The following is a 26,678-nucleotide window of genomic DNA, read 5'->3' on the forward strand; positions in this document are numbered from 1 at the left end:
CTTGCGTATGGCCCGTGCCACATGATTACTAAAGAATGTGGATAAAGACAATGGATGAAGTTGGTCTTCGCGAACCGCCGGACCGGCGGCGCGCCGCGGCGAGGCAAGCACGGGAGGAGCACGTCCGCATGCTCACGGGCACGAACCTCTTGTGGCTCGGTGACTTCAACCAGAGCCTGGTGCTGAACGAGATCCGCAGCAAGGAGAGCATCAGCCGGGTCGAACTGGCCGAGCGCACCGGGCTCACCGCGCAGACCGTGTCCAACATCGTCCGGCGGCTGCTCGACGCCGGGCTGGTGCTGGAGGCCGGCCGCCGCTCCTCGCGCGGCGGCAAGCGCGCCACCATGCTGCGCCTGAACGCCGAGTCCTGCTACGCGGTGGGGCTGCACATCGACCCGGCGCGCACCACGCTCGTCGTCACCGACCTGCGGGGCCGGGTGGTGACGCGGGTCAGCCGCCGCACACCGGCGGCACGCGGCCCCGGCCGCGTCATCGGCGCGCTGGTCCGGGCGGTGCACCAGATCGTGGAGCGGTCGGGCGTCCCGGCCGACCGGGTGCTCGGCATCGGGGTGGCGACCCCCGGCCCCATCGACCCCGGGGGCGGGCTCGTCGTCGAGCCGCCGAACCTGCCCGGGTGGCACAGCGTCCCGCTGCGCGAGTCGCTGGAGTCCGGGACGGGGCTGCCGGTGGTGCTGGACAACGACGCCACCGCCGCGACCATCGGCGAGCGCTGGGCCGGCGGCGAGGCCCGCTCCGCCGACATGGCGTTCCTCTACTTCGGGACCGGCATCGGCGGCGGACTCGTGCTGGGCGGGCGGCCCTACCGGGGTATCTCCAAGAACGCGGGGGAGTTCGGCCACATCACCGTCGTGGTGGGCGGCCGCGAGTGCCGGTGCGGCAACCGCGGCTGCCTGGAGACCTACCTCTCCCCGCACGCCATCATCGACGACGCCGCCCGGCGCCGCGGCGAGGAGCCGCCGCGGCTCCCCCGCGGAAGCGCGGCGACGGTGGAGTACTACGGCAGGGTGTGCCGGGCCGCGGCAGCGGGGGAGGAGGACGCGCTCGCCGTCATCGAGGCGGCGGCCGACCACCTCGGCCACGCCGTCGTCACCCTCACCAACATCCTGGACGTGCCCATGGTGGTCCTGGGCGGCTGGGGCATCTCCGGGATCGGCGACCTCTACCGCCGGGCGGTCACCGAGGCGGCGGCGACCCAGCCCATCGCCCGCGCGATGCGCAAGACCCGGGTGGAGCTGTCGATCACCGGCGACGACGCGGCGGCGGTCGGCGCGGCGTCCATGGTGCTGCACACCACCTACGCCCCGCGCTTCGGCGGCCCGGCCGGCTGAGCGGCCCCCGGATCCCGGGCCGGGCCGGGGCCGGTGTCCACAGCCGCGGGGCCGCGCCGTGCCGGGCGTCCGACCGCGAAACTAGACTCGCCAGTGTGGCCGGCCGAATCAGAGACGAAGACATCGCGCTCGTCCGCGAGCGCTCCCCCATCGCCGACGTGGTGGGGGACTACCTCCAACTCCAGAACGCCGGCGGTGGGTCGCTGAAGGGCCTGTGCCCGTTCCACGACGAGAAGTCCCCCTCCTTCAACATCACCCCGCAGCGGGGCCTGTACTACTGCTTCGGCTGCGGCGAGGGCGGCGACGTCATCGCCTTCATCCAGGCCATCGAGCACGTCAGCTTCGTCGAGGCGGTCGAGAGCCTCGCGCGGCGCTCCGGCGTCCAGCTGCGCTACGAGCAGGGCGGCTACGTCCCGCGCAACGAGCAGGGCCAGCGCCAGCGCCTCATCGAGGCCCACAAGGCCGCGGCGGAGTTCTACGCCGAGCAGCTGCTCGCCCCCGGCGCCGCCGAGGGGCGCCGGTTCCTCACCGAGCGCGGTTTCACCCGGGCCGACTCCGAGCAGTTCGGGGTCGGGTTCGCGCCGCCGGGATGGGAGTCCCTCACGTCCCACCTGCGGCACAAGGGGTTCTCCGACGCCGAGATCATCCTCGCCGGGCTCGCAGCGCAGGGGCGGCGCGGGCCCTACGACAAGTTCCGCAACCGGCTGCTGTGGCCCGTGCGCGAGGTCACCGGCGAGGTCGTGGGGTTCGGCGCGCGCAAGCTCGACCCCGAGGACGACGGCCCCAAGTACCTCAACACCCAGGAGACCCCGGTCTTCAAGAAGAGCCACCTGCTCTACGGCCTCGACCTCGCCAAGCGCGCGATCGCCAGGGAGCGGCAGGCCGTCATCGTCGAGGGCTACACCGACGTCATGGCCTGCCACCTCGCGGGGGTCGGCACGGCGGTGGCCACCTGCGGCACCTCCTTCGGCGAGGAGCACATGAAGATGATCCGGCGGCTGCTGCTGGGCCGGTCCAGCGTCGGCGGCGAGGTGGTGTTCACCTTCGACGGCGACGCCGCCGGGCAGAAGGCCGCACTGCGCGCGTTCGAGTCCGAGGGCGGCTTCGCCTCCGACACCTTCGTCGCCGTGCAGCCCGACGGCCTCGACCCCTGCGACCTCCGCATCCAGAAGGGCGACGCCGCCGTCCGCGACCTCATCGACGCGAAACGGCCGCTGTACGTCTTCGCGCTGCGCAGCAAGATCGCCGAGTTCAACCTCGGCACCCACGAGGGCCAGCTCGCCGCGCTCGACGCCGCGGCGCCCATCGTCGCCACGATCCGCGACGCCGGGCTGCGCAAGCGCTACCAGATCGACCTCGACAAATGGATCGGCCTGAACGACGAGGCGTTCGTCCGCGGCCGCGTCGAGCAGCACATGGGCGACCGCCGCCAAGGGCGCGGCGGGTACCGGCCGCCGGCGCCCGCGCGCCCCACCGCCGCCACCGCGGCGGCGTACGACCTGCGCGACGCCTCGCTCCAGCGCGAGCGGCAGGCGCTGAAGATCGCCGTGCAGTTCCCCGGGCTGGCCGCGGGGTTCGACGAACTCGACCCGGAGACGTTCTCCGTCCCGCAGCACCGGGCGGTCCACGAGATCATCCGGAACCAGGGCGGGGTGGCCGCGGCGGGCGAGCCCGACCAGTGGGCCCGGCGGCTGTGGGAGAGCGCGCCCAACGACACCCAGAAATCGTTCGTGAACGCGCTCGGGGTCGAGCAGATCGAGGTCTATGGAGAACTCAACGAGCATTCCGCCCGCGAAATCCTGGGCACGATCAGGATTCATTCCATCAACCGCAAAGTCGCAAACCTAAAGACGGCCCTGCAACGCCTGGACCCCGTTGCCGACGAAGCGGAGTACCAGCGGGCATTCGCCGACCTTATGGCCGTTGAGCAGCAGAAACGCTTGATGCGCGATCGCATCGACGGGGCCTTCTAACACCACGGTGACAAAAATAGACCTCTCTATTGTCCGGCGTTACCGGGCACACTGGAGGGGTGTCTCCAACGGTGTTGTCGAGAGAATCGCCGCCCATACGGCAGGTGGCTGAACTGGTCACGGGGGGACGCCCCGGCGGAGTGGTGACCGTCGACGACGTCTCCTCGGCACTGGAGCGGTTGGACGCTCCTCCCGAGGCCCTCGATCCGGTCCTCCGCGGCCTCGCCGAGCAGGGGGTCGACGTCATCGAGGCGGCCGCCGAGGAGGCGGCCCCCGAAACCGGGTACCGGGGCGCGACCGGCGACCTCGTGCGCATCTACCTGCGCGAGATCGGCCGGGTCCCCCTGCTGTCGGCCGCCGAGGAGGTCGACCTCGCCGCGTCCATCGAGGCGGGGCTGTTCGCCCGGCACCGGCTCGACCGGATGCGCGCCGGGCCGGGGCCGCCCCGCCGCGCCGCCGGTTCGGCCGAGGAGCTCGCGGTCCTCGCCGCCGAGGGCGAACGCGCCAAGCGCCGCCTCATCGAGTCCAACCTGCGGCTGGTCGTGTCGATCGCCAAGCGCTACATCGGCCGCGGCATGCTGTTCCTGGACCTCATCCAGGAGGGCAACCTGGGGCTCATCCGGGCGGTCGAGAAGTTCGACTACGCCAAGGGCTACAAGTTCTCGACCTACGCCACCTGGTGGATCCGCCAGGCCGTCACGCGGGCGATCGCCGACCAGGCGCGCACGATCCGCATCCCCGTGCACATGGTCGAGACCATCAACAAGCTCGCCCGCGTGCAGCGCCGGCTGAACCAGGAGCTCGGCCGCGACCCCACGCCGCGCGAGGTCTCGCGCGAACTGGGCCTGTGCGACGAACGGGTGGTGGAGATCCAGCGCATCGCGCAGGAGCCGGTGTCGCTCCAGGCGCCCATCGGCGAGGAGGATTCCGACTTCGGCGACTTCATCGAGGACACCGACGCCGTCATCCCCGCCGAGGCCGCGGCGTCCATCCTGCTCCAGGACCACCTCGTGGCGATGCTGAACAACCTGTCGGACCGCGAGCAGCGCATCATCCGGCTGCGCTACGGCCTGGCCGACGGCCATCCGCACACGCTGGAGGAGGTGGGACAGGAGTTCGGGGTGACCCGCGAGCGCATCCGCCAGATCGAGTCGAAGTCGCTGGCGAAGCTGCGCCGGCCCTCGACAGCGCAGACCCTGCGCGACTACCTGCTGTGACCGTGCGGCGATCCGCGGGCGAAGGCAACGTCCCCGGGGCCTCCGTTGGTTCCGGCCGCCCGGCGATTCGGCCTGTTGTGGCCGCGGGCCGGTACGCGGATGCGCCCGCCCCGCGGGGCGGCTACGTTCAGAGGTGATGTCCGCCCAGCAGCGGCGCCGGCACGCGCAGACCGGGAACCGCCGCAAGAGCGCGCTCCTCGGGGTGGCCGTGGCAATGGCACTCGGCACCCTGTTCTTCAGCGCGTTCACGGTCATCAGCGCCAGCGGCGGCTCGCAGGGCGAACCGCCCGGCGGGCGGCGCATCGCCTACTTCGCCGACTGGAACACCGCGAACCGCGGCTACACCATCAAGGACGTCGAGGAGAGCGGGGCCGCCGCCCGGTTGACCCGGCTCATGTGGGCGTTCGGCAACGTCAACGCCAAGGGCCGGTGCGCCGTCTCCCCGGAGGACGACCAGCCGTGGGCCATCTACCAGCGCCGCTACAGCGCCGAGGAGAGCGTCGACGGCAAGGCCGACCGCTACGAGCAGCCGCTGGCGGGCAGCCTCAACCAGCTGCGCAAGCTGCGCGAGCGCCGCCCCGAGCTCCAGACCTCCATCAGCCTCGGCAACTGGAACTGGTCGAAGCACTTCTCCGACGCCGCGCGCAGCGAGAAGTCCCGTGCCGCGCTGGTCTCCTCGTGCATCGACCTGTGGCTGCGGGGCGACCTCCCGAAGTCCGACGGCGAGCCGCAGGGCGGCAAGGGCGCGGCCGAAGGCGTCTTCGACGGCATCGACCTCGACTGGGAGTGGCCGGGCGGCGGCGGCAAGGAGGGCAACACCGAGCGCCCCGAGGACAAGCGCAACTTCACCCTGCTGGTCGAGGAGTTCCGCGGCCAACTGGACGACCTGGAGGAGCAGACCGGGCGCGAGTACAGCCTGTCGGCGTCGCTCACCCACGACGAGGAGCTGATGCGGGCCGGGTACGAGCCCGAGGTCTTCGCGTCGCTCGATTTCGCCACCGTGCAGGGCTACGACTTCACCGGCTCCTACAGCTCCACCACCGACCACCACTCGCAGCTGTTCGCGCCCGACGGCGCCCCCGGCGACACCGGTGCCGACCGCGCCGTGCGGCAGTACCTCGACTACGGCCTGCCGGCCGACAAGCTGGTGCTCGGCTACCCCGCGTTCGGCCGCGGGTGGCGCGGGGTCGACCCCGAGGGGTTCGGCCGCTACGCCGAGGCCGAGTCCCACGCCAAGGGCGGCTACGGCACGGGCACCGACGCCTACGCCGACCTCGAAAAGCGCTCCGGCACCCGGTTCCTCGACCCGGTGCACGGCACATACTGGATCCTCGACGGCGACGAGTGGTGGACCTACGACACCCCCGAGGTGGTGGCGCAGAAGGGCGCCTATGTCCGCGGCAAGGGCCTCGGCGGGCTCATGCAGTGGAACCTCGACATGGACCCCGAGGCGGAGCTGGTGAAGGCCATGGACGACGCGCTCGACGGCGGCTGAACCGCCCCCGAGCGCCCGGGCCCGGCGTCAGCTCCGGCGGAACTCCCGCACCTCGCCGCCCGGCCGCCACAGCCGCACGACCAGCCGGTCGCCCTCGACACCGGTCGCCACGACCTCCGACAGCAGCAGCCGGAACAGGTGGAACGGCCCGGGCGGCGTCCCCGGGTCGCGGTACCGCTCGACCTCGTCGGGGTCGGCGACCTCCACCGCCGTGCCGCTGATCTTGATGTCGGCGCCGCCCGCCCTGATGTCGTCGGGGTCGGCGGGGTTCGCGTGGATCGCGAACGCCGGGGAGCGCTGGAGGTCGCGCGCCTTGCGCGCGCCGGGCATGGAGCCGATGGTGATGTCGGGGGCGCGGAAGGAGACCTCGGTCCCGCTCACGCGCGGACCGCCGTCCTTGCGCAGGGTCGCGAGCACGTGGGTCTCGGCCGATTCGAACCGCTCCTTCGCGGTCTTCGCCAGGCCGGGAGCCGCCGCGGCGAACACGTCCCATGTCACGGCGGAATTCGCTGAAGTCATGCCATGAGTATCCGGCGGTCGGCTGACATCTCCTGTCAGGAACCCGCCCGCTTTTCGTGGGAACGGCGGCGATCCGCGATTCGGAAAGGTCCGAGTGGCGGTGCCATGTCCGTTTCGCGTGCCCTCCTTTAGGATCGGAGGTCTCGACCGAGAGGCCCGGTGCGGCGGCCTCCGCGCCGCGGAGCCCGTTTCCCGTCCGTGAGGAGCGCAATGCCAACTCCGCCCGTGCTGATCTACGACGGCGACTGCGGATTCTGTACGCGCAGCGTCCGCTTTGCCGAGCGGTTGGCCGCCGGGGTGGTCCCGGTGCCGTGGCAGGCCACCGACCTGGTGGCGCTGGGCACCTCCGAGGAACGGGCGCGGCGCGAGGTGCTGCTCATCGAGGAGGAGGACATCGTCTACGGCGGCGCGCGGGCGGTCTCCGCGCTGCTGCGCCGCAGCAGGGGGACGTGGCGGGCGGCGGGCTACGCCATGGCACTGCCGGGCATCCGCTCGGCGGCGTCGCTGGCCTACCGGGGCATTGCGGCGAACCGGTTCAGATTCCCCGGGGTGACCCCCGCGTGCAAGCTGCCGCGCGAACAGCGGCCGGGCGGCTGAGCGCGGCCGAGCCCCCTCAGACCCCGAGTTGCTCCTGCAAGCGGTCCAGCGCGGCGCCGACCCGCGCGCGCACGGCGTCGTCCTCGGGGTCGACCCCGTCGTCCAGGTGCACCTGCCAGGTCACGGTGTCGCCGCCCGGCGGGCGGCGGGCCACGAGCCGGGCGCCGGACTCCCCGGCGATCGCGATGCGCCGGCTCGCGAGGATGGTCGCGGTGACCCGCTCGAAGACGGTCTCGGCGAGCGCGCCGGGGTCGGCGATGGCGAACCGGTGCTCGCCGGCGCCCTCCTCGACGAAGACGAGGCCGTCGTCGTCCCAGCGCGCGCGGTCGATCTGCTCCCACGGCACGGCGTGCCCGCCGGGGAGGTGCAGCGCGTGGAGGGTCGCGACCAGCGTGCCGGAGTCCGACGCGGCGTGGGAGAGGACCCGTTCGCCGCGCCGCAGTTCGAGCCGGTTCACCAGATCGCGGGGCAGGGACGAGCGTCGTGGCCAGCGCATGGCCCCACGCTATAGGAGCGGTGGGGCCGCGGGAGGGGTGGGTCAGGCGGGGTCGCCGGTGCGGGTCTCGGCCGGCTCTCCCGCGCGGCGCATCTCCGCGCGCTCGGCGGGGGTGGGCCGGGCCAGGAAGTCCTTCACTGAGGTCACGGGCAGGCGGTCGCCGACCTTGTCGTAGACGGCCTTGCCCGCGTTGCCGACCTGCGCGCCGACGACACCGGCGGTCTCCTGGACGGTGGGGTTCTCGGTGACGCGCCGGGCGAGCTTGACGAGCTGCTCGTAGCGTTCGCGCCCGGCGCGGGTGCCGAGTACGTAGCCCACAGCGAGCCCGGTGGCGAAGGTGATCCTCTTGAGCATGATGTCCTCTCGGCGTGGACGACTCGGGTTGGTCTGTACGCTACCCGCTCGGCGCGCGCGAACCCCGGCGGCGGCACGGCGGCGGCGGGATCGCGAAACCGGTTCGAACGACCGCCCCAAGTGCGCTAGCCTTGTGCATGTCGGCAAGGGGGAGCCGCCGAGTTCCCTCCTTATCGGACGAATGCGCAATCCCGCGTAGCTCAATCGGCAGAGCAGCCGGCTGTTAACCGGCAGGTTATTGGTTCGAGTCCAATCGCGGGAGCAGTTGCAAGTACATATTCATGCAGATCAGGGCCGCCTTCCCGGTAGGGAAGGCGGCCCTGGTGCGTTGGTGGCGTGGATATGCACCCGCGGCGGTCTTTCCTTTCTGCGCCTTTCCGCGCCGATTCGGCGCGATCGGCGGTGCCATTGCACAATGGCGGGCCGGGCCCCGGGTGTCCGGCGGGTTCGGTGCCGCGGTGCGGTCATGAGGCGACGGAGCGGCCGTGCTCCGCCCGGCGGCGCTGCTCCAGGCCGTCGAGGATGAGGTCGAGGGAGAACGCGAACTCCTCGTCGTCGTCGCACCCGCCGAGCGCACCCTCGTGGGTCGAGGCGAGCGCCATCTCGGCGATCCGGGGCAGTTCGCGCGCCCACGCCGCCGCCTGGGCCGCGGTGGTCTCCGGCCGGTCCCGCGCCTTGTCGTCGTACAGGTCCTCGCTGAACCCCAGGACGCGGCTGCCCAGCACGTGCAGGGCGTGATGGGTGAGGTCGAGGCTCACCCCTCCCTCGCGCAGGACGCCGAGCAGGGTGTCGAGGTGCCGGAGGGCGGCCGGGGTGGGGTCGGGCCGGGACTTGATGACCTCGGCGGCCCACGGGTGCCGGATCATGGTGCGCCGCGCCGACAGCATCAGGTCCCGCGCCGTCTCGACCCAGGTCGCCGCCGGTGCGGGGCGCTCGATGCCGGCCACGACGGCGTCGGTCATGAGGTCGAGGAGGCCGTCCTTGGCTCCGACGTGCCGGTAGAGCGACATCGGGTCGACCCCGAGTTCCTGCGCGATCCGCCGCATGCTGGCCGCCGCCAGGCCCTCGTCGTCGGCGACGCGGAGCGCGACGGCGACGATCCCCTCGCGGGAGAGCCCTGCCGGGGCCGTCTTCGAGCGTCGCGTCGTCATCCGGCACAGCTTAGCCGCCGTCGGCCATTGACCAGCCGCCAACCGGACTCTACGCTGTAGGTCTACACCGTAGGTCTATGGTGTAGACATATGGAGGGGAGTGACCGACCATGTCCGTCTCGAAACCGCCCACCCTGCCGCCGCGCTGGTTCATCCGCGGCGTCTGGACCGGCCACCGCCTGCTCTACCGCACCACCAGGCGCGGCCTCTCCCGGCCGCGCAAGGGCGACCGGATGGGCATGCTGCGCCTGCGCGCGACCGGTCGGCGCACCGGCAGGGAGCGCGCCGTGATCCTCGGCTACCATCTCGACGGGGACTCCTTCGTCACCCTCGCCATGAACGGCTGGGCCGAACCCGACCCCGCGTGGTGGCTCAACGTCCGGGCCCACCCGGCCGCCGAGGTCGACACCGTCGACGGCACCTTCGCGGTGATCGGCCGCGAGGCCGCCGGCGCCGAACGCGATCGCCTCCGGGCCCGGTTCGACGACTACCGGGGGTGGGGCGACATCGACGCGTTCTCCACCCGCCGGCAGCACACCGCCGTCGTCGTGTTCGACCGGGCCTGAACGGCCATGGCCGCGGACCGTACGATGCCCCGCGGCCCGGCCGCGGCGCGCCGCGGGGAGTGGTGGATCCCGGTGGGCCTGATCGCGCTCAGCCTGATCCCGGTGCTCGCCGGGGCGCTGCGGTTGGGGGAGTTGGCCGGTGGCGCGGTCGGACCCGGCGACCAGAGGTTCGCCGACGATCCGGCGCCGGTGGTCGCGCACATCATCGGCGCCACCGTCTTCTGCCTGGTCGGGGCGTTCCAGTTCGTGCCGTCGTTGCGCGCCCGGCACCGGGCCTGGCACCGCCGTGCGGGGCGGGTCCTGGTCGCGAGCGGCCTGCTGGCGGCCCTGACCGGGATGTGGCTGGGCGTCGGCGCCGACCTCCCGCCCACCGACAACGGGCTGCTCATGGTGTTCCGCCTGGCCTTCGGCGGCCTGATGGCGGTCGGCCTCGTTCTCGCCTTCCTGGCCGCCCGCCGCCGGGACATCCGCGTCCACCGGCGCTGGATGCTCCGCTCCTATGCGCTCGGCCAGGCGGCGGGCACCCAGGCCTTCGTCCTCGCCGCGGTGGCGGCGCTGCCGGGGGAGGTAAGCCCGTACCAGCGGGCCTTGGGCATGGGCGCGTCGTGGGGCGTCAACCTCGCGGTCGCCGAGTGGATCGCGCGCCGGTGACCCCGGCGCGGCCGATCTGGGCGGGACCGGGCCCGCCGGGCCCGGATCGCCGAGGCCCGGCCGGTGCCCGCGTACCGCGCCCCCGCCGCTTTCCGGGCGGCGGGCTCAGGCCCGCTTCTGCGCGACCCCTCCGGCGATCAGCGGGCGGATGGGAATGGGGATCTTGGGGTCGTCCTTCGTCTTGTGCCAGGCGTCGCAGTTGACCAGGCCCGGCTCGACCATCGTGAAGTCGCCGAAGTACGCCATGATCTGCTCGGGCGGCGACCACCGCCCGGTGCCGAGCTTTTCGAGGAAGGCGTTCTCGGCCTGCTTGGCGCGCTCGTGGTCCTCGGCGTCCTCGGGGTCGGGCAGCTTGAAGTGCGAGACGGCGATGTAGCTGCCGACCGGCAGCGCGTCGCGCAGCACCGCGCTGACCCGCAGCGACTCGCGGTGGTGGCTCAGGTGGTGCAGGATCCCGCCGAGGATCAGGCCGACCGGCCGGGAGAAGTCGAGGAGCCGCCGGGTGTCGTCGTCGGTGAGGATCTTCTCGGGTTCGAGCAGGTCCCTGGTGAGGATCGCGCAGGTCTCGACCCCGACCAGCAGCGCCTGCGCGTGCGACAGGACGGTGAGGTCCTTGTCGACGTAGACCACCCGTGCGGCCGGGATGACCTCCTGCGCGATCTCGTGGATGTTGCCGTCGCTGGGCAGGCCCGAACCGATGTCGAGGAACTGGTCGACGCCCTGCTCGGCCATGAAGCGGACGGCGCGCTGCACGAACGAGCGGTTGGCGATGGCGAGCTTGAGGATCTCCGGGACGACCGAGCGCGCGTACTCGCTCATCCGCTTGTCGACCTCGAAGTAGTCCTTGCCGCCGAGGAAGTAGGAGTAGACCCGGGCGATGCTCGGTTTCGTCAGGTCGATCGGCTGGTACTTGGGGGCCCGGCTGGTGGCGCCGCGCAGGAAGTCGGGGGAGTCGGAGGGATCCATCGCCGTTCCTCTACTGAGGGGAAGAAGCCGAACGGTTCTGCTCGGATTCTATTCCCGGCACCCCGCCGAAATCCGGCTTTTTCCGCGATGCGGATCGGGCCGGGTCCGGTCAGCCGATCGCGCGGCCGGCGTAGTCGGGGGCCGGCCCGATCCGGCCGCGCAGCACGGCGGCGGCGGAATCGGGGAACGGCGCCGAGCGTCCGGCGTGCTGGTCGACGTGCAGCGCGAGCAGCTCCTCCGTTGCGACGAGGGTCGTGCCGAGGCGCATCTCGTGGCAGAACCGCACCTTCTTCGCGCCGACCTCCAGGACCACCGTGCGCACCGCCACCTCGGCGTCCACCGGCACCTCGCGGAGGTAGCGGATGTGCGCCTCGACGGTGTACAGGGAGCAGCCGGTCCGTTCGCGGTACCCGGTGTCCAACCCGGCGCCGTCCATGAGCGCGTCGGTGGCGTAGCCGAAGACCAGGACGTAGTACGGCTCGCTGAGGTGACCGTTGTAGTCGATCCACTCCGGCCGGATGCGCTGGACCAGCTCGCCGCTCACGGGGTCTCCTGCTCGCGGGCCTCGGCGGCCTCGGCGCGGTCGACCTCGGCGAGCGCGTTGAGGACGGCGATCATCCGGCGGTCCCGCTGCGCGATGAGCCGGGTGATGCTGCGCCCCGCCGCGACCTCTTCGGTCTGCTCGACCATTCGGTCGCGCAGTTCCGGGGTCAGCTCCGGCGATTCGAGGCGGGTCCACGGGTACTTCAGCGCCGGACCGAAATGGTCCAGCATGTGCGCCATCCCGCCCTCGCCGCCGGCGAGGTGGAAGGTCAGGCACGGGCCGAAGAACGCCCAGCGCAGCCCCGGCCCCGAGGTCATCGCCTGGTCGATCTGGGCGACCGTCGCCTCGCCCGCGCCGACCATGTGCAGCGCCTCGCGCCAGGCGGCCTCCTGGATCCGGTTGCCGATGAACCCCGGCAGCTCGGTGTCCATTGTGATGACGGTCTTGCCGGCCTCGGTGTAGAACGCCGAGGCCCATTCGGTCGCCCAGCCGGCGGTCCGCTCGCCGCCGACGACCTCCACCAGGGGGGCCAGGTAGGGCGGGTTGAACGGGTGCCCCACCACCAGCCGCTCCGGTGTCGCCGCCGCGGTCTGCATCTCCGTCATCGAGTAGCCGGAGGTGGACGACGCGACGACGACGCCGGGCGGCGCCGCCGCGGCGATCTCGGCGAGGAGCGCGACCTTGGTGTCCAGCCGCTCCGGCGCGCTCTCCTGCACGAAGTCGGCGCCCGACACCGCCTCGGCGAGTGTGGCGACCACGGTGAGGTTGTCGATGGCGGCCCGCTCGGCGAGGCCCAGGTCCTCCAGCGCCGGCCAGGCCGTGGCGACCAGGTCGCGCAGCCGCCGCTCGGCGTCGGGGGCGGGGTCCCAGGCGACGACGTCGTACCCGGCGGCGAGGAAGTGCGCGGCCCAGCCGCCGCCGATGACGCCGGCGCCGATGCAGGCGACGGTCCGGACGTCGGCGGGCGCGATGGCGGGTGCCCTTCCGGTCAACAGGTGCTGCTCGGTCAACAGGGGTGTCCCAACTGTGTTCGGATGCTGCGGGCGCGCGGCGGCGCCCCGGGTGGCGGGTCGTGTGGGTCGTCCCGGGCTCGCCGGCCCGGACCTTTCCGAAAGCCCTTCTTCCCTAGCGGCTGCGCAGGGCGAGGGTGGTGCGGGCCTCGTCGGGGGTCGCGACCCGGGCGCCGAGCAGCTCGATGATGCTGACGGCCTTCTCGACGAGCTGGGCGTTGGTGGCCTTGACGCCGCGGCTGAGGTAGAGATTGTCCTCCAGGCCCACGCGCGCGTGCCCGCCGAGCAGGACCGACTGCGCGACCCACGGCATCTGCATGCTCCCGATCGAGAAGCTGGCCCACTGCGCGCCGTCGGGGAGCAGGCGCACCATCGACTGGAGCACGCCCGGGTCGGCGGGGGCCCCGTAGGGGATGCCGGCGCAGAGCTGGAACATCGTGGGGTCGTCGATGAGCCCTTCGGCGTGCATCTGCTTGGCGAACCAGAGCTGCCCGGTGTCGAAGATCTCCAGTTCGGGCCGCACCCCCAGCTCCTGGATCCGCTTGGCGCCCGCGCGCAGCATGTCGGGGGTGGAGACGTAGACCAGGCTGCCGTCGCCGAAGTTCAGGCTGCCGCAGTCGAGCGTGCAGATGTCCGGCAGCAGCTCCTCGACGTGCGGGAGCCGGTCGAGGCCGTTGACGAGGTCGGTGTCCTTGCCGAACGCCAGCGGGTCGTCCTGGCCGATCACGAGGTCGCCGCCCATGCCGGCGGTCAGGTTGATGACGATGTCCGTCCCGGTCTCCCTGATCCGCTCGACCACCTCCCGGTACAGGGCGTTGTCGCGCGAGGGTGCGCCGGTCTCCGGGTCGCGCACGTGGATGTGCACGGCGCTCGCGCCGGCCTCGGCGGCGGCGACAGCGGAGGACGCGATCTCGGCGGGGGTGACCGGGACGTGCGGGCTGCGGCTCACGGTGTCGCCCGCGCCGGTGAGCGCGGCGGTGAGGATGACGGTGTCGTTGAAGGTCTCGTTCATGGCCGGGTGTCCTTTCCGTGGACGGTCGGAGGGTCTGGCGGCGGGTCGGTCTCGGCGCCGGCCGGCCGGACGGGGGCGAGCCGGTCGGCGACGAAGGCGTGCAGGGTGGCGCGCATCCTCTCGACCGTGCGCCCGGGGCGGCCGGTGAGGACCTGGATCCCGAGGCCGTCGATGAGCGCGCTGAGGTGGATCGCCGTCTCGTCGGGGTCGAGCGGGCGGAAGGCGCCGTTGTCGACCCCCGCGCGCAGGGTCTGCACGATGGTGTCGTGCCACCGCTGGTAGGAGTCGGCGTGCAGGGCGCGGATGCGCGGGTCGAGGGTGGACTCCGTCCAGACCTGGACCCAGATGGACCATTCCAGGCGCAGCCGCTCGGAACCGGGGAGCTGGAGTTCGATCAGCCGCAGCAGCCGATCGCCCGCGTCGGGGATCTCGTGCAGCACGGCGACCTGGCGGTCGAACGCCTGCTTCACGGAGGAGCGGAGCGTCTCGTCGAGGAGGCCGCGCAGGCTGGGGAACTGCGCACTGATGATGTCGGCGGGCAGCCCGGAGCGGTCGGCGATGTCGGCGATGCGCACGGCGTAGTAGCCGTGCTCGGCGATCAGCTGCCAGGCCGCCTCGATGATGCGCCGCCGCACGCTCTGGGCGTGCGCGGAGTCGGTGTCGGCGGGCGGCAGCGAGGGGGTGGCGGAGGCGTTGCGGGGGGCCGCGGCGACGGTCAGCGCGTCGTCGTGCCCGTTGAGCAGCCAGTTGACGGTGACACCCGCGTGGTCGGCGATACGGATCAGTTCGGCCGCCGTGAACCGGCGGACGCCCTTGAGCGCCTTGGACAGCTTGGTGGGGTCGATGCCGATGACCGCGGCGAACGCGCGCTGGGTGCGCCCCGAGCGGCTGATCACATCGCGGACCCGCTCGGGCAGTCCTGGCAACGCCTCATCCATGCCGGGGACGCTAGCACGGCAATTGCGATAATCGCAATTATGGACGTGCGAGGTCGGCCTCGATGCCGGCGGCCGCCGCCGTCAGCGGCCCGAGGAGTTCGGTCCGGATCCGCTCCAGCGGGGTGCGGTCGGCGTGCGCGGAGACGTTCGCGGCGGCGAGCACCCGGCCGCCGCGGCCGCGGACGGGGACCGCCACCGCGCGCAGCCCGTCCGCCAGCTCCCGGTCGACCAGGGCCCACCCCTGCTCGCGTACCCGCAGCACCTCGGTGCGCAGCGCGCCGGGGGACCGCACGGTGTGCTCGGTGAGCGGTTGGGGGTCGAGGTGCTGGAGGTAGGCGTTGAGCGCGGAGTCGGGCAGCCCCGCGAGCAGCACCCGGCCCATCGCGGTCACGTACGCGGGCAGCCGGGTGCCGATGCTGATGGGGGTGGCCACGATGCGGCCGGCGGGCACGCGGACCACGTACACCACCTCGCCGCCGTCGAGGACGGACAGCGAGGTGCTCTCCCCGAGTTCCGCGCCCAGCCGCTCCAGGTGCTCCTGCGCGATCTCCGGCAGCCCCGCCGACGACAGGTACGCGAACCCGAGGTCCAGGGAGCGCGGGGTGAGCGTGAACATGCGGTCGTCGGTGCGGACGTAGCCCAGATCGCACAGCGTGAGCAGGAACCGGCGGGCGGCGGCCCGCGACAGCCCGGTGCTCCGGGCGACCTCGCTCAGCGTCATGGCGGGCCGCTCGCGGGAGAACGCCCGCAGGATGACGAGTCCGCGCTCCAGCGACTGCACGAAGTGGTCGCCGCGCACCGGTGGCGGGGTGTGCCGGCGTCCGTCGGGATCGGTGGTCACAGGTGGACTCCCCGTGTGGACTACGCGAACGTCGATTCCAGCGATCTTCCCATATCGGTGCGCTGCGGACCGGGCCGTTCCGGGCGCGCCGCACCCCCGCGCGGCGGCCGGGCCGGGCGGCGGCGGTCACCCGGTGGCGACCTCCTCGCAGACGGTCAGCCTGAAGTGGAAGACCCCGGTCATTCCCTGGACGAGGACGACGTAGGTGTCGGCGTCCTTGCGCAGCACGGTCCGGCCCTGCGGGACCGACGGGTGCTGCGGCTGGTAGTCGCGCGCCAGCACCGAGGCCGCCTCCCTCGCGGTGTCGCGGTCGGCGAAGACGTGACTTGCGGCGTGCGCGTCGATCCCCCGGTGGGCGGTGTAGTGCTCCTCGATCAGGATGCGCCAGCGGGCGTTCTCGGTCATCGACGTCCTTGTCCATAGAGGGCTGGTGCCGGTGCGGGGCGGTGGTGCGGAAACGGCGGATGTGCGGGACCCCGCCGACAGGGCCCCGCACATCCTTACCGTTCGTTCTCGTGCTTCTCGCGCCGCACCGTTACGACGCCTGCTCCCATTCCGCGGTTCCCCTGACTCCCTTGGCGCGGGAGGACCGCAGCGCGGCCCGCAAGAGGACGACCTCGTCCTGAAGGTCGCGGATCTCGCGCTGCTTGCGGTCGACCAAGCGGCCCATGGTCGTCGTCGCGTACGCCGACGTGATGACCCATCCGGCAATGATTCCGACGAGGAAGGATGCAATCGCGGTCAGTAGAACAGCCATCGACCGTGCCCCAATCTGCTCGTTGGGGACCTGCCGGAAACCGCTCGGGCGAAGTCCGCCTTTTCCAGCGGGTCCTCTCGATTCCCAGGGGACCACCCGCCGCCCGTGCTTGCCGAGTGGCAAGATGCAGGCAGGGTGGCGGCGAAGAAAGCAAGCAAGCACCGGAAAGTGCAAAGCAAGCGATACCGGACGGAAAGCGGCCGGACGGGACGCCGGTTCCGGTCGGCCGATGCGGTCGGCGACCGCCGCTGCGGTGCCAGCCGCAGGAAAGGGGCGGAATCCACCAAGTTCGGCACCAATCGCGCATTGCGCAACGGTCGTGCCTCCGTTAGCATCCAATCCACGACCTGTCTACCTGCTACACCCACTCCGACGTCGAACGTTCGCAGACTCAATCACTGTGTGTGCGTGTTCGGTTTCTCCGAGTGTGTGGCGGTGGGTAGTCTGATCGGCAGGCCGTAGGCCCTTATTGGGGTGAATCGGTCGCGGATCGGCCCCAGGGCCGACCGCTAGCCACTCGCGTACTTCTCTACCGAACTAGAGAATTCGGGCATCGGCCGGATTGTGCTCACAAAGCATACTGGTCCGGCGTCGTATTCAATCAAACTCCGATTCAATGACGAATGGTGTCTCATGGGCGACGACGACTAAATGATCCGGGAACGGTATTCTGTTCGCGGTTTTATTATTGCCCGTTTCTAGCGAGTAAGGCTTCCAATGGGTGACGATGACTGACGGGTCATTCTAGGTGAATATGTAGTGCTTACGGAATTCGTGTCCTTTTTCGGGGTGTTCCCGGATGGCGCGGGTTCCGTATCTGTTCGCGGCACCAGGGCCGCATTCGCCGGTGCCGCGGACCCGGTCTGAGGGCAGGACCCGGCCGAAACCCCTGTCGGATCCGCGGCGGGGGGTGGGATGATCGTCCCATTCGGGGAGAATGTCGCCTGAAGGGTGTCGGACGTCCCCGTGCGTCCACGCCGGCGTCCCCCTGCCCCGGAAGGTGGCCGATGAGCCGACCGAGCCGCGAACCTCTGAGTGAAGAGCACCGGTTCCTCGGGACGCTGCTGCGCAAGGCGCGCCTGGGCGTCGGAGCGACAACCCGCGACGTCGCGTATTTCAGCTCCGGCCACATTTCCAATGTCGAGAACGGCCACGTCACCCCCTCGCACGAGCTCGTCCAGCACTACATCGACGAATTCGACTGCGACCGCGACATCGCACTGTCGGCCTATCGCACCATGCGCAGCGCGAGCGAGGCGCGGCGGCGCGAGCAGCGGCTGGCGCGGCGCGGCGTCGTGAGCCCGCCCTACAGCGTCACGGCGGAGTCGACCTACTCCGAGATCCGGGCCGGCTACAAGGTCCACGGCAGCGAGGTGCTCTACCGGTTCGACGAACTCGGCGTGCTGGAGGAGATCACCGTGATCCGGACGATCTCCGCCCTGCACCCCGGTGTGTCGCTGTTCACGGCCCGGTACAGCTACTACGCGGACCCGCACCAGGGCGTGCTGTCGATCGAGGCCGGTTCGGGGTGCCAGGTGGAGCGGGTCAACGAGACCATCACGGGTTACCTCTCCGCGGTGCTCCGACTCGACCGCGACCTCTCGCCCCGCGACCCGGCACCGTTCTCCCTCTCCTTCAAGGTGAAGGTGAACAGCGACCGCACCGCACGCCCGCTGCTGCGCTACTACGGGCAGTCGGTCACGCGCCATGCCATGCGGGCGCAGTTCACGCCCCCGATGGTGCCGGTCGACGCGTGGTGGTTCCGCGAACCCGACGTGTTCGACGCCGACCAGGTGCCGCGCCGCGACCAGATGATGCAGAGCCGCAACGGCTTCTACTTCCTCGACTTCGACGACCTGCGCAAGGAGCACGCGGGGCTGTCGTGGCACTGGGACCTCTGACCGGCCGGCCGGTGCGGGCGGTCGGCGGGCCGTTGTTTCAGGGCCGGTGACTGACGGCGTTGTCAAGACCTTGGAATCGGACCCGTGAGGGGTGCGGTACCCGGTTCCACGCGGCCCCGCCGAAGCGGTTCACCGGCCGCGGCCCCCGCAGCCTCAGTCGTCTTCACCCACAGTGTGCCTCCTCCTGCGTTCGGTGCGAGCACCTTCAGCGGTAGTTGTACCCCTGGGGCGAAGTGGTCTATTCCGGTCGGCGCCACCTGTTCGGCCGCCCGACCGGCCGGCGCTACCCTGGGGCCCATGGTTCGTTGCGGCAGCCGTCGTCGCCCTCGCCGGGCACCCCGCGCGGGGATCCTGTGACCTGCGCCACTGTGGCGGGCGGCGATCGGGAGTGGCTGTGGGCCGCCATCGGGCTCTCCATGGCGTGTCCTGAGTCGGCCACGGCGTTCTCCGTCGGCGCGATCGTCGTCGACCCCGGCGGCTCCGTGCTCGCACGCGGGTACTCGCGCCGCGACGATCCCAGGGACCACGCCGAAGAGGCGGCGCTGCGCGACCTCGACCCCGGCGATCCGCGACTGGCCGGCGCCACCCTCTACACCTCGCTCGAACCGTGCAGCGCCCGCGCCTCCCGCCCCCGCACCTGCACGGAACTGACCCTGGCGACCGCGATCCCGCGGGTGGTCTTCGCCTGGCGCGAACCGGCGCTGTTCGCCGACTGCGACGGCGCGGAGCGCCTGCGCGCGGCAGGGCGCGCCGTGGTCGAGATCGCCGACCTCGCCCCGCTGGTGCGCCAGGTGAACGCGCACCTCCTCCGCTGAGACCGGCCGCCGCCCGCCCCTCGCGGTCGAACGGGGCGCCCGGCCGTTCCGGGCCGGCGCCGCGACGCCGCCCTGCGGCGGCGCGGGGGGTCAGAGCCGGTCGACGTCCACGACGCGGACCACCGCGCGGCCCTGCTCGTCGGAGGCCGCGAGGTCGACCTCGGCGCTGATGCCCCAGTCGTGGTCGCCCGCCGGGTCGGCGAAGACCTGGCGGACCTCCCACACCTCGGGCTTCTCCTCGATGAGCAGCATCTTGGGGCCGCGCGCATCGGGGCCGATGCCGACCTCGTCGTGCTCCTCGTAGTACTCGGCGAGCGCCTCCGCCCACGCCTCGGCGTCCCAGCCGTCCTCGGAGTCGAGCGCGCCCAGCAGGTCGTAGCGGCGCCGCGCGGCGTGCTCGACGCGGCGGAACAGCTCGTTGCGGACCAGCACCCGGAACGCCCGGTGGTTCGCCGTCACCGGTTTGGGCCGGTCCTCGATGGGCGACCCGGAGTCGTCCTCCGCCGCGGGGTTGGTGAGCTGCTCCCACTCGTCGAGGAGGCTGGAGTCGACCTGGCGGACCAGTTCGCCCAGCCACTCGGTGAGGTCGAGCAGCCCTTCGGTCTTGGCGTCCTCGGGAACGGTCTGGTTCAGCGCCTTGTAGGCGCCGGCGAGGTAGCGCAGCACCAGCCCCTCGGAGCGGGCCAGTTCGTAGTAGCCGACGTAGTCGGTGAACGTCATCGCCCGCTCGTACATGTCGCGCGCGATGGACTTGCCGCGCAGCGGGTGGTCGCCCACCCAGGGGTGGCCGCGCCGGTACGTCTCGTAGGCGTGCTCCAGCAGCTCGGCCAGCGGCTTCGGGTAGGTGATCTCCTCCAGCCGCTCCATTCGCTCGTCGTACTCGATGCCGTCGGCCTTCATCTGCGCGACGGCCTCGCCGCGCGCCTTGTTCAACTGGGCGGCGAGGATCTGGCGGGGGTCGTCCAGGGTGGCCTCGACGACGGTGAGCACGTCCAGCGCGTGGTCGGGCGCGTACGGGTCGATCAGGTCGAACGCGGCCAGCGCGAACGTCGACAGCGGCTGGTTCAGCGCGAAGTCGGGTTGCAGGTCGACGGTCAGGCGCGCGGTGCGCCCCTCGGCGTCGGGTTCGCCGAGGGTCTCGACGATGCCGCCGTCGAGCAGCGACCGGTAGATGGCGATGGCCTCGCGGATGTGCCGGCGCTGCCACGAGCGGTCGTCGTGGTTGTCGGTGAGCAGGTGCTTCATCGCGGCGAAGCAGTCGCCGGGGCGGGCGATGACGCTGAGCAGCATGGCGTTGCTGACCTTGAACCGCGAGGTCAGCGGCTCGGGGTCGGCCGCGATGAGCTTCTCGAAGGTGCTCTGGTCCCAGCCCACGAAGCCGTCGGGCGCCTTCTTGCGCACGACCTTGCGGCGCTTCTTGGGGTCCTCGCCCGCCTTGGCCAGCGCCTTCTCGTTCTCGACCACGTGGTCGGGCGCCTGCACCACGACATTGCCGACTGTGTCGTACCCGGCCCGCCCGGCGCGGCCGGCGATCTGGTGGAACTCCCGCGCGCTCAAGCGGCGCACCCGGGTCCCGTCGTACTTGCTCAGCGCCGTGAACAGCACGGTGCGGATGGGGACGTTGACGCCGACGCCGAGGGTGTCGGTGCCGCAGATGACCTTGAGCAGCCCGGCCTGCGCGAGGCGCTCGACCAGGCGCCGGTACTTCGGCAGCATGCCGGCGTGGTGGACGCCGATGCCGCTGCGCACGTAGCGCGACAGGTTGCGGCCGAAGCGGGTGGTGAACCGGAATTTCCCGATCTCGGCGGCGATCGCGTCCTTCTCGGCGCGGGTGCACATGTTGATGCTGGTCAGCGCCTGCGCCCGCTCCACGGCCTGCGCCTGGGTGAAGTGCACGATGTACACCGGGGACTCGCGGGTGGAGAGCAGCTCCTCCAGCGTCTCGTGCAGCGGGGTGGTGCGGTACGAGTAGTAGAGGGGGACCGGGCGCTCGGCGGAGCGCACCACCGTCGTGGGCCGCCCGGTGCGCCGGGTGAGGTCCTCCTCGAACCGGGTGACGTCGCCGAGCGTGGCCGACATGAGGATGAACTGCACGTTGGGCAGCTCCAGCAGCGGCACCTGCCAGGCCCAGCCGCGGTCGGGCTCGGCGTAGAAGTGGAACTCGTCCATGACGACCTGGCCGATCTCGGCGTCGGCGCCGTCGCGCAGGGCGATGTTGGCAAGGACCTCGGCGGTGCAGCAGATGATGGGCGCGTCGGCGTTGACGCTGGCGTCGCCGGTCATCATGCCGACGTTGGCGGTGCCGAACACCGCGCACAGGTCGAAGAACTTCTCCGACACCAGGGCCTTGATGGGGGCCGAGTAGAACGACCGCTCGCCCTTGGCGAACGACGCGAAATGCGCACCGGCCGCCACCAGGCTCTTCCCCGAACCGGTGGGGGTCGCCAGGATCACGTTGGCGCCCGACACCACCTCGATCAGGGCCTCTTCCTGATGCGGGTACAGGGTGAGCCCGCGCTCCTCGGCCCACTCGGCGAACGCGGTGAACAGCGAGTCGGGTGCGTTGTCGTCGGGGATCGAATCGAAGAGGCTCACCCGTCCATCTTGCCTGCTTCGACGACCCGCACCGACACCGCGCGCATGAGGCGCCGCCCGCACGGGCGGCGCCTCATGGCATTGCGGTGCGCGGAGCCGGGATCAGACCAGCCCGAGCTCCGTGACCGTGTCGCGCTCCGCGGCGAGTTCGGCGACGGACGCGTCGATGCGCGACCGCGAGAACGCGTTGATGTCCAGCCCCTGCACGATCTCGAACCGGCCGCCGCGGGCGGTCACGGGGAACGACGAGATGAGGCCCTCGGGCACGCCGTAGGAACCGTCGGAGACGACCCCGGCCGACGTCCAGTCGCCCTCGGGGGTGCCGTTCACCCAGTCGTGGACGTGGTCGATCGCCGCGTTGGCGGCGGAGGCCGCCGAGGACGCGCCGCGGGCGTCGATGATGGCGGCGCCGCGCTTGGCGACGGTCGGGATGAACTCCTCGGCCAGCCACTTCTCGTCGTCCACGGCCGCGGCCCCGTTGGCGCCGCCGACCTCGGACTGGAAGATGTCCGGGTACTGGGTCGCGGAGTGGTTGCCCCAGATGGTGAGCTTCTTGATGTCGGTGACCGACACGTTCAGCTTCGCCGCGAGCTGGGAGAGCGCGCGGTTGTGGTCGAGCCGGGTCATGGCGGTGAACCGCTCGGCGGGGACGTCGGGCGCGTGCGCCTGCGCGATGAGCGCGTTGGTGTTGGCGGGGTTGCCGACGACGAGGACGCGGATGTCGTCGGCCGCTCCGGCGTTGATGGCGGCACCCTGCGGCTTGAAGATCCCGCCGTTCGCCTTGAGGAGGTCGCCGCGCTCCATGCCGGGGCCGCGCGGCCGGGCGCCGACCAGCAGGCCGATGTTGGCACCCTCGAAGCCGCTGTTCGGGTCGTCGAAGATGTCGATCCCCTTGAGCAGCGGGAACGCGCAGTCGTCGAGTTCCATGGCGGTGCCCTCGGCCGCCTTGACGGCCTGCGGGACCTCCAGCAGGCGCAGGCGGACCGGCGTGTCCTGGCCGAGCAGCTGACCGGACGCGATACGGAAGAGCAGCGCGTAGCCGATCTGACCGGCCGCGCCGGTGACGGTGACGTTGACGGGTGCTTGGGCCATGACCTTCAATCTCCTGACGAACGTGTGGGGGGAGCGGCGGTCCCGGTGCGTCGACCGGCCCCGCTCATCCGGGTGCCCCTGCCCGCAACGATATCCGCGCTGGTGCCGCCCGGTTCGGAACGCCCCGGGCTCCACGCCCGGACGCCGCGTCCGTGCTGGTCAGGGCCTGTTCCGCCGGTCCGCTGAAGGCCCGTTGGGCGGCCGGTGCCGCGCGGACCCCGCCGCCCGCGCGCCGCGGCGACCGAGGCACGGACCCCGTACGGACGCGTACGGACGCGTACGGCGTCGGCCCTGTGGCGCGTACACCGTATCCAAGAGTCGGCGGCAGTGACCGTTGTCCAGGCCGTCATCGGTGGCAAGCGTGCTGGTGCCGACACATGTGGACTAGTACGGTGTGCGGGCGGTGGCGCACCGGCGCCACGAGATCGGAGGCCCGCATGCCGTCGCCGCAGGGGCGGCCCGAACCGCCCTACCGCCGGATCGTCGCGGAGATCCGGTCCCGCATCCTGTCCGGTGCCCTGCGGCCGGGCGAGCGGGCGCCGTCCATCCGGCAGATCGCCCGGCAGTGGGGCGTCGCGGTCGCGACCGCCACCCGGGTGATGGCGGTCCTCCGCGACGAGGGCCTGGTCGAACCGCGGGTCGGCGCCGGAACGGTGGTCAGCGCGCGCACGGACCGGAGGCGGCCGCCCGGCCCGGACCCGCGGCGGACCGACCGGCCGGCGGACACGTCCAGGCGGGAACTGGGCCGGGAGCACGTCCTCCGCACCGCCATCGCGATCGCCGACGCCGAGGGCCTCGGCGCGGTGTCCATGCGGCGGCTCGCCGCCGAGCTCGGCGTCGGCCCCATGTCCCTGTACCGGCACGTGGCCGGAAAGGACGAACTGGTGGTCCTGATGGCCGACGCCGCCTTCGGCGAACCGGAGCTGCCCGTCCCGGGGCCGGAGGGGTGGCGGGCAAAGCTCGAACTGGTCTCGCGCCGGCAATGGGAGCTGTGCCGGCGGCACCTCTGGCTGCCAAGGGTGGTCTCGTTCACGCGCCCGTTGCCCGCGCCCAACATGATGGCGCACACCGAGTGGACCCTGCGCGCGCTCGACGGCCTCGGGCTGCCCATGGAGACCCGGTACCGCCAGGCGCTCAGCCTCCCGGCGCTGGTGGTCACCATCGGCCTGTCCCTTGCCGAGGAGGTCGAGGCGGAGCAGGAGACCGGTATGACACTCGACCGGTGGCGGCTGGAGCAGCGGAACCGGTCGGGCGACCTCCTCAACAGCGGACGGTTCCCGCTGCTGGCCGCGGTGCCCGGGGACGTGGGGTCCGACATCGACGGACTGTTCGAGTACAGCCTCGCGCTCCACCTCGACGGTTTCGCCGCCCTGGTGGCGGGCCGGACGCCGCCATGACCGCGCCCCGCGGCAACCCGCCGGGCTCCGGCCCGCCGGACTCCGGCCCGCCGGGTTCCGGGGCGCCGCGGCCGGAATCGCGGCCCCGTTGGGGCTGTTGCAAAGGGCGTGCGTGATGTCGAGGTCGCGGTCATCGGCGCCGGGCAGGCGGGCCTGTCCGGCGCCTACCACCTGCGCCGGGCGGGCCTGGCCCCCGACCGGGACTTCGTCGTGCTCGACCACGGCGCCGGGCCCGGCGGCGCCTGGCGGAACCGGTGGGACACCCTCACCACCGAGACCGTCAACGGTGTCCACGACCTCCCCGGCATGCCGTGGACCCGCCCGGCCCGGCCGCGCCCCGTGAACACCGCCGTTCCCGCGTACTTCGCCGCCTTCGAGCGCGCCTTCGACCTCCGCGTGCGCCGCCCGGTGCGGGTCCGCCGGGTGCGGGAGGGCCCCGCGACCGGCCGGCTGCTGGTCGAGACCGCCGACGGCACCTGGTCGGCGCGCGGCCTCATCAACGCCACCGGCACCTGGGAGCGGCCCTTCTGGCCCTACTACCAGGGGAGCCGGTCGTTCCGCGGCAGGCAGCTGCACACCGCCGGCTACCGGGGGGCCGCGGAGTTCGCCGGGCAGCGGGTGGTCGTGGTCGGCGGCGGCGGGTCGGCCGCCGACATGCTGGTCGACCTGGTCCCGGTGGCGTCCGCCGTGACATGGGTGACGCGCCGCCCCCTCGACCTCATGCCGGGGCCCTTCGACGAGGAGCGCGGCCGCGCCTCGGTCGCCGTCATCGCCGAACGGGTGCGCCGGGGGCACCTGCCGGGGAGCGTCGTCAGCGCGACCGGCCTGGCCCTTCCCACTGTGGTGGCCGAGGCGGTCGAGGACGGCCGCATCGCCCTCACCCGCTCCTTCGACCGGGTGACACCCGAGGGCGTCGCCTGGGACGACGGCCGGTCCGTTGCGGCCGACGCCATCCTCTGGGCGACCGGCTTCCGCCCCAGCGTGGCCCATCTCGGCCCATTGGACCTGCGGGAGCGCGGCGGCGGGATCCGGGTCGAGGGCACGCGCGCGGTCGCCGACCCGCGGGTCCACCTGATCGGCTACGGCCCCACCGCGAGCACGATCGGCGCCAACCGGGCCGGCCGCACCGCGGTCCGCGAACTCCGCGATCACCTCGGCGGCTTCCGCACCGCCACCCCGACCCCTGCGGGAACCCCGGCGGCCTACTGACCGAAGAGGCCAGGCGCGTTCCGCGGATCGCCGACCGCGTGTGCGGGGCCGCCCATCCCGGACGCGGCGATCGCGGCGGGCGGGGGTCAGACCACGATCTCCCGGCAGACGTCGATGAACGCCTGGATCCGCCGCACCGGTTTGCGGTCGGTCAGTTGGATGACCTCGATCCCGAGCCCCGCCGACCGGATGTCGAGGTCCTTGGTCGCGTACGGCAGGTCCTCGTAGCTGCGCTCGAGCACGGTGCGCTGCGTGAGCAGCGCGCTGCCCAGCCCGCGTGCGACCAGGGCGCGGACCATCTCGAAGCTCGTCGTGCGGAAGCGCACGTTCGGAACCAGGCCGGCCTTGGCGAACAGGCCGAGGAAGTAGTCGCCGCCGGGCGGCAGGTCGAACAGGATCAGCGGCTCCGGGGCCAGGTCGGCGAGGCTCAGGGTGTCCCGCGCGCTCAGTGGCCCGTCCACGGGGGTGAGCACATAGGGCGGGTCCGATCGCAGCGGCTGCGCGGTCACCCCGGTCGCGGTGCGCACGGATTCGAGCTCGTAGTGGTAGGTGATCGCGACGTCGATCCGCGTGTTGACCAGGTCGTCCAGGAGCGTCTCGTGGGCCGCCTCGACGAACGAGAACCGCACCTGCGGGTGCCGCCGCGAGAACTCGGCGATGACCTTCGGCAGCAGGATCGGCGCGATCGTCGCGTAGCAGCCGATCGTGAGCGTGCCCTCGACGCCGTCCCGTTCCTGACTGGTGGACTCCCGGAGCTGATCGACGCTGGACAGCACGTTGTCGGCCGCGGTGATCGCGCGCTGCCCCGAGGGGGTGAGCCGCATCCCCTTCTGCGAGCGGACGAACAGGGTGATGCCGAGCGCCGATTCGAGGTCGGCCAGCGCCGTCGACACGGCCGACTGGGAGACGAACAGCTCCCGCGCCGCCGCGGTCACCGACCCGAGCCGCGCGACCGCCATCAGGTACTCCAGTTGCCGCAGGCTCACATCGGCCATGGGCCCGGCCTCCCCGTGCTATCGGATTTTCCGAACGTGAGCATCACATCTATGTGTTGTACAGATCGTACGGCGCGCCCCGATACTCGTGAGCCAGAGCACACAGGCCGGTCGGAGGTGCGGAGTATCGGGGCGAACACCGTGCCGATCCGCGGCGCTCGCTCCGCCGCTCCGGGGCGCCGACTCCCTCCTGGTCCACGACGAGAACCCCGCCCGCGCGGTGGCGGGTCCCCGCGAC

At 72.0% G+C, this 26,678-nt stretch carries 26 protein-coding genes and 1 tRNA gene; 12 read left to right on the forward strand and 15 right to left on the reverse strand.

Annotated elements, in window-relative coordinates:
* The first annotated feature begins 128 nt into the window (after window positions 1–128).
* The 4 genes from CLV63_RS24845 to CLV63_RS24860 all read left to right on the forward strand — a co-directional run bounded on the left by CLV63_RS24845 (window position 129) and on the right by CLV63_RS24860 (window position 6,034).
* Window positions 129–1,349: an ROK family transcriptional regulator gene (locus CLV63_RS24845; protein ID WP_106585618.1), complete on the forward strand. Its 1,221-nt coding sequence runs from the start codon at window positions 129–131 to the stop codon at window positions 1,347–1,349.
* A 95-nt stretch (window positions 1,350–1,444) separates the two neighbouring features.
* Window positions 1,445–3,322: a DNA primase gene (gene dnaG, locus CLV63_RS24850; RefSeq protein ID WP_106585619.1), complete on the forward strand. Its 1,878-nt coding sequence runs from the start codon at window positions 1,445–1,447 to the stop codon at window positions 3,320–3,322.
* Between the two features lie 71 nt (window positions 3,323–3,393).
* Entirely contained in the window at window positions 3,394–4,539 is a 1,146-nt protein-coding gene (rpoD, locus tag CLV63_RS24855) for an RNA polymerase sigma factor RpoD (protein ID WP_106585620.1), read from the forward strand.
* Between the two features lie 136 nt (window positions 4,540–4,675).
* Window positions 4,676–6,034: a glycoside hydrolase family 18 protein gene (locus CLV63_RS24860; protein ID WP_245929036.1), complete on the forward strand. Its 1,359-nt coding sequence runs from the start codon at window positions 4,676–4,678 to the stop codon at window positions 6,032–6,034.
* A 27-nt stretch (window positions 6,035–6,061) separates the two neighbouring features.
* Here CLV63_RS24860 and CLV63_RS24865 read toward each other — a convergent pair whose 3' ends face one another.
* On the reverse strand, window positions 6,062–6,553 hold the full coding sequence (locus CLV63_RS24865; protein ID WP_106585621.1) for a pyridoxamine 5'-phosphate oxidase family protein: 492 nt from the start codon (window positions 6,551–6,553) through the stop codon (window positions 6,062–6,064).
* A 210-nt stretch (window positions 6,554–6,763) separates the two neighbouring features.
* Between CLV63_RS24865 and CLV63_RS24870 the strand changes: the two genes are divergently transcribed.
* Window positions 6,764–7,150, forward strand: a complete 387-nt coding sequence (locus tag CLV63_RS24870) for a thiol-disulfide oxidoreductase DCC family protein (RefSeq protein ID WP_106585622.1) — start codon at window positions 6,764–6,766, stop codon at window positions 7,148–7,150.
* Window positions 7,151–7,166: 16 nt separating this feature from the next.
* Here the strand turns inward: CLV63_RS24870 and CLV63_RS24875 are convergent, their stop codons facing one another.
* Together CLV63_RS24875 and CLV63_RS24880 are read right to left on the reverse strand one after the other, a co-directional pair.
* Window positions 7,167–7,646 (reverse strand): hypothetical protein, encoded by a 480-nt coding sequence (locus CLV63_RS24875; protein WP_106585623.1) that lies wholly within the window; start codon window positions 7,644–7,646, stop codon window positions 7,167–7,169.
* Window positions 7,647–7,688: 42 nt separating this feature from the next.
* Window positions 7,689–8,000: a hypothetical protein gene (locus tag CLV63_RS24880; RefSeq protein WP_106585624.1), complete on the reverse strand. Its 312-nt coding sequence runs from the start codon at window positions 7,998–8,000 to the stop codon at window positions 7,689–7,691.
* 189 nt (window positions 8,001–8,189) lie between these two features.
* Between CLV63_RS24880 and CLV63_RS24885 the strand changes: the two genes are divergently transcribed.
* A tRNA-Asn gene (locus CLV63_RS24885) sits at window positions 8,190–8,262 on the forward strand.
* A gap of 202 nt (window positions 8,263–8,464) precedes the next feature.
* Here the strand turns inward: CLV63_RS24885 and CLV63_RS24890 are convergent.
* Window positions 8,465–9,151: a TetR/AcrR family transcriptional regulator gene (locus tag CLV63_RS24890; protein WP_106585625.1), complete on the reverse strand. Its 687-nt coding sequence runs from the start codon at window positions 9,149–9,151 to the stop codon at window positions 8,465–8,467.
* A 110-nt stretch (window positions 9,152–9,261) separates the two neighbouring features.
* Between CLV63_RS24890 and CLV63_RS24895 the strand changes: the two genes are divergently transcribed.
* The gene (locus CLV63_RS24895; protein ID WP_106585626.1) at window positions 9,262–9,717 is read left to right on the forward strand and encodes a nitroreductase/quinone reductase family protein; all 456 of its coding nucleotides are present in this window, start codon (window positions 9,262–9,264) and stop codon (window positions 9,715–9,717) included.
* Between the two features lie 24 nt (window positions 9,718–9,741).
* The gene (locus tag CLV63_RS24900) at window positions 9,742–10,368 is read left to right on the forward strand and encodes a DUF2306 domain-containing protein (protein WP_106585662.1); all 627 of its coding nucleotides are present in this window, start codon (window positions 9,742–9,744) and stop codon (window positions 10,366–10,368) included.
* A 105-nt stretch (window positions 10,369–10,473) separates the two neighbouring features.
* Here the strand turns inward: CLV63_RS24900 and CLV63_RS24905 are convergent, their stop codons facing one another.
* From CLV63_RS24905 to CLV63_RS24940, 8 genes are all read right to left on the reverse strand, one after another.
* Window positions 10,474–11,334: an SAM-dependent methyltransferase gene (locus CLV63_RS24905; RefSeq protein ID WP_106585627.1), complete on the reverse strand. Its 861-nt coding sequence runs from the start codon at window positions 11,332–11,334 to the stop codon at window positions 10,474–10,476.
* A 109-nt stretch (window positions 11,335–11,443) separates the two neighbouring features.
* On the reverse strand, window positions 11,444–11,878 hold the full coding sequence (locus CLV63_RS24910; RefSeq protein WP_106585628.1) for a thioesterase family protein: 435 nt from the start codon (window positions 11,876–11,878) through the stop codon (window positions 11,444–11,446).
* Window positions 11,875–12,888 carry a 3-hydroxyacyl-CoA dehydrogenase NAD-binding domain-containing protein gene (locus CLV63_RS24915; protein WP_245929037.1) on the reverse strand — a complete coding sequence of 338 codons (1,014 nt, stop codon included), beginning with the start codon at window positions 12,886–12,888 and terminating at the stop codon, window positions 11,875–11,877. Before CLV63_RS24915 ends, CLV63_RS24910 begins: the two co-directional genes overlap by 4 nt.
* A 115-nt stretch (window positions 12,889–13,003) precedes the next feature.
* Window positions 13,004–13,900, reverse strand: coding sequence for a BKACE family enzyme (locus tag CLV63_RS24920; RefSeq protein WP_106585629.1), 897 nt, complete (start codon window positions 13,898–13,900; stop codon window positions 13,004–13,006).
* Complete coding sequence (locus CLV63_RS24925; protein WP_106585630.1) at window positions 13,897–14,838, reverse strand: TetR/AcrR family transcriptional regulator; 942 nt, start codon at window positions 14,836–14,838, stop codon at window positions 13,897–13,899. The genes CLV63_RS24920 and CLV63_RS24925 overlap by 4 nt, the downstream gene beginning before the upstream one ends.
* 37 nt (window positions 14,839–14,875) lie before the next feature.
* Window positions 14,876–15,679 (reverse strand): IclR family transcriptional regulator domain-containing protein, encoded by an 804-nt coding sequence (locus CLV63_RS24930; RefSeq protein WP_245929038.1) that lies wholly within the window; start codon window positions 15,677–15,679, stop codon window positions 14,876–14,878.
* A gap of 126 nt (window positions 15,680–15,805) precedes the next feature.
* The gene (locus CLV63_RS24935) at window positions 15,806–16,084 is read right to left on the reverse strand and encodes a hypothetical protein (protein ID WP_106585631.1); all 279 of its coding nucleotides are present in this window, start codon (window positions 16,082–16,084) and stop codon (window positions 15,806–15,808) included.
* A 130-nt stretch (window positions 16,085–16,214) separates the two neighbouring features.
* Window positions 16,215–16,436 (reverse strand): hypothetical protein, encoded by a 222-nt coding sequence (locus CLV63_RS24940; protein ID WP_106585632.1) that lies wholly within the window; start codon window positions 16,434–16,436, stop codon window positions 16,215–16,217.
* A gap of 1,007 nt (window positions 16,437–17,443) precedes the next feature.
* On the opposite strand from CLV63_RS24940, the gene CLV63_RS24945 reads away from it, so the two are divergent.
* Both CLV63_RS24945 and CLV63_RS24950 read left to right on the forward strand, forming a co-directional pair.
* Window positions 17,444–18,337: a hypothetical protein gene (locus CLV63_RS24945; protein ID WP_106585633.1), complete on the forward strand. Its 894-nt coding sequence runs from the start codon at window positions 17,444–17,446 to the stop codon at window positions 18,335–18,337.
* 416 nt (window positions 18,338–18,753) lie between these two features.
* Window positions 18,754–19,152: a dCMP deaminase gene (locus CLV63_RS24950; protein ID WP_106585665.1), complete on the forward strand. Its 399-nt coding sequence runs from the start codon at window positions 18,754–18,756 to the stop codon at window positions 19,150–19,152.
* 90 nt (window positions 19,153–19,242) lie between these two features.
* On the opposite strand, the gene CLV63_RS24955 is transcribed toward CLV63_RS24950, so the two are convergent.
* Complete coding sequence (locus tag CLV63_RS24955; protein WP_106585634.1) at window positions 19,243–21,747, reverse strand: DEAD/DEAH box helicase; 2,505 nt, start codon at window positions 21,745–21,747, stop codon at window positions 19,243–19,245.
* A 102-nt stretch (window positions 21,748–21,849) separates the two neighbouring features.
* Window positions 21,850–22,839 (reverse strand): malate dehydrogenase, encoded by a 990-nt coding sequence (locus CLV63_RS24960; RefSeq protein WP_106585635.1) that lies wholly within the window; start codon window positions 22,837–22,839, stop codon window positions 21,850–21,852.
* Between the two features lie 437 nt (window positions 22,840–23,276).
* On the opposite strand from CLV63_RS24960, the gene CLV63_RS24965 reads away from it, so the two are divergent.
* Both CLV63_RS24965 and CLV63_RS24970 read left to right on the forward strand, forming a co-directional pair.
* The gene (locus CLV63_RS24965) at window positions 23,277–24,236 is read left to right on the forward strand and encodes a TetR/AcrR family transcriptional regulator C-terminal domain-containing protein (protein ID WP_106585636.1); all 960 of its coding nucleotides are present in this window, start codon (window positions 23,277–23,279) and stop codon (window positions 24,234–24,236) included.
* Window positions 24,237–24,344: 108 nt separating this feature from the next.
* Complete coding sequence (locus tag CLV63_RS24970) at window positions 24,345–25,445, forward strand: NAD(P)-binding domain-containing protein (RefSeq protein WP_106585637.1); 1,101 nt, start codon at window positions 24,345–24,347, stop codon at window positions 25,443–25,445.
* An 86-nt stretch (window positions 25,446–25,531) separates the two neighbouring features.
* Here CLV63_RS24970 and CLV63_RS24975 read toward each other — a convergent pair whose 3' ends face one another.
* Window positions 25,532–26,440 carry a LysR family transcriptional regulator gene (locus CLV63_RS24975; protein WP_106585638.1) on the reverse strand — a complete coding sequence of 303 codons (909 nt, stop codon included), beginning with the start codon at window positions 26,438–26,440 and terminating at the stop codon, window positions 25,532–25,534.
* Window positions 26,441–26,678 lie beyond the last annotated feature (238 nt).

The sequence above is a fragment of the Murinocardiopsis flavida genome (assembly GCF_003014485.1).
Classification (GTDB): Bacteria; Actinomycetota; Actinomycetes; order Streptosporangiales; family Streptosporangiaceae; genus Murinocardiopsis; species Murinocardiopsis flavida.

Bases quoted from the DNA above. Each gene is read 5' to 3' on its own strand.
- CLV63_RS24845 (WP_106585618.1), top strand. From the start codon at position 129: ATGCTCACGGGCACGAACCTCTTGTGGCTCGGTGACTTCAACCAGAGC.
- CLV63_RS24860 (WP_245929036.1), top strand. From the start codon at position 4,676: ATGTCCGCCCAGCAGCGGCGCCGGCACGCGCAGACCGGGAACCGCCGC.
- CLV63_RS24865 (WP_106585621.1), bottom strand. From the start codon at position 6,553: ATGACTTCAGCGAATTCCGCCGTGACATGGGACGTGTTCGCCGCGGCG.
- CLV63_RS24870 (WP_106585622.1), top strand. From the start codon at position 6,764: ATGCCAACTCCGCCCGTGCTGATCTACGACGGCGACTGCGGATTCTGT.
- CLV63_RS24875 (WP_106585623.1), bottom strand. From the start codon at position 7,646: ATGCGCTGGCCACGACGCTCGTCCCTGCCCCGCGATCTGGTGAACCGG.
- CLV63_RS24880 (WP_106585624.1), bottom strand. From the start codon at position 8,000: ATGCTCAAGAGGATCACCTTCGCCACCGGGCTCGCTGTGGGCTACGTA.
- CLV63_RS24890 (WP_106585625.1), bottom strand. From the start codon at position 9,151: ATGACGACGCGACGCTCGAAGACGGCCCCGGCAGGGCTCTCCCGCGAG.
- CLV63_RS24895 (WP_106585626.1), top strand. From the start codon at position 9,262: ATGTCCGTCTCGAAACCGCCCACCCTGCCGCCGCGCTGGTTCATCCGC.
- CLV63_RS24900 (WP_106585662.1), top strand. From the start codon at position 9,742: ATGCCCCGCGGCCCGGCCGCGGCGCGCCGCGGGGAGTGGTGGATCCCG.
- CLV63_RS24905 (WP_106585627.1), bottom strand. From the start codon at position 11,334: ATGGATCCCTCCGACTCCCCCGACTTCCTGCGCGGCGCCACCAGCCGG.
- CLV63_RS24920 (WP_106585629.1), bottom strand. From the start codon at position 13,900: ATGAACGAGACCTTCAACGACACCGTCATCCTCACCGCCGCGCTCACC.
- CLV63_RS24925 (WP_106585630.1), bottom strand. From the start codon at position 14,838: ATGGATGAGGCGTTGCCAGGACTGCCCGAGCGGGTCCGCGATGTGATC.
- CLV63_RS24935 (WP_106585631.1), bottom strand. From the start codon at position 16,084: ATGACCGAGAACGCCCGCTGGCGCATCCTGATCGAGGAGCACTACACC.
- CLV63_RS24940 (WP_106585632.1), bottom strand. From the start codon at position 16,436: ATGGCTGTTCTACTGACCGCGATTGCATCCTTCCTCGTCGGAATCATT.
- CLV63_RS24945 (WP_106585633.1), top strand. From the start codon at position 17,444: ATGAGCCGACCGAGCCGCGAACCTCTGAGTGAAGAGCACCGGTTCCTC.
- CLV63_RS24950 (WP_106585665.1), top strand. From the start codon at position 18,754: ATGGCGTGTCCTGAGTCGGCCACGGCGTTCTCCGTCGGCGCGATCGTC.
- CLV63_RS24960 (WP_106585635.1), bottom strand. From the start codon at position 22,839: ATGGCCCAAGCACCCGTCAACGTCACCGTCACCGGCGCGGCCGGTCAG.
- CLV63_RS24965 (WP_106585636.1), top strand. From the start codon at position 23,277: ATGCCGTCGCCGCAGGGGCGGCCCGAACCGCCCTACCGCCGGATCGTC.
- CLV63_RS24975 (WP_106585638.1), bottom strand. From the start codon at position 26,440: ATGGCCGATGTGAGCCTGCGGCAACTGGAGTACCTGATGGCGGTCGCG.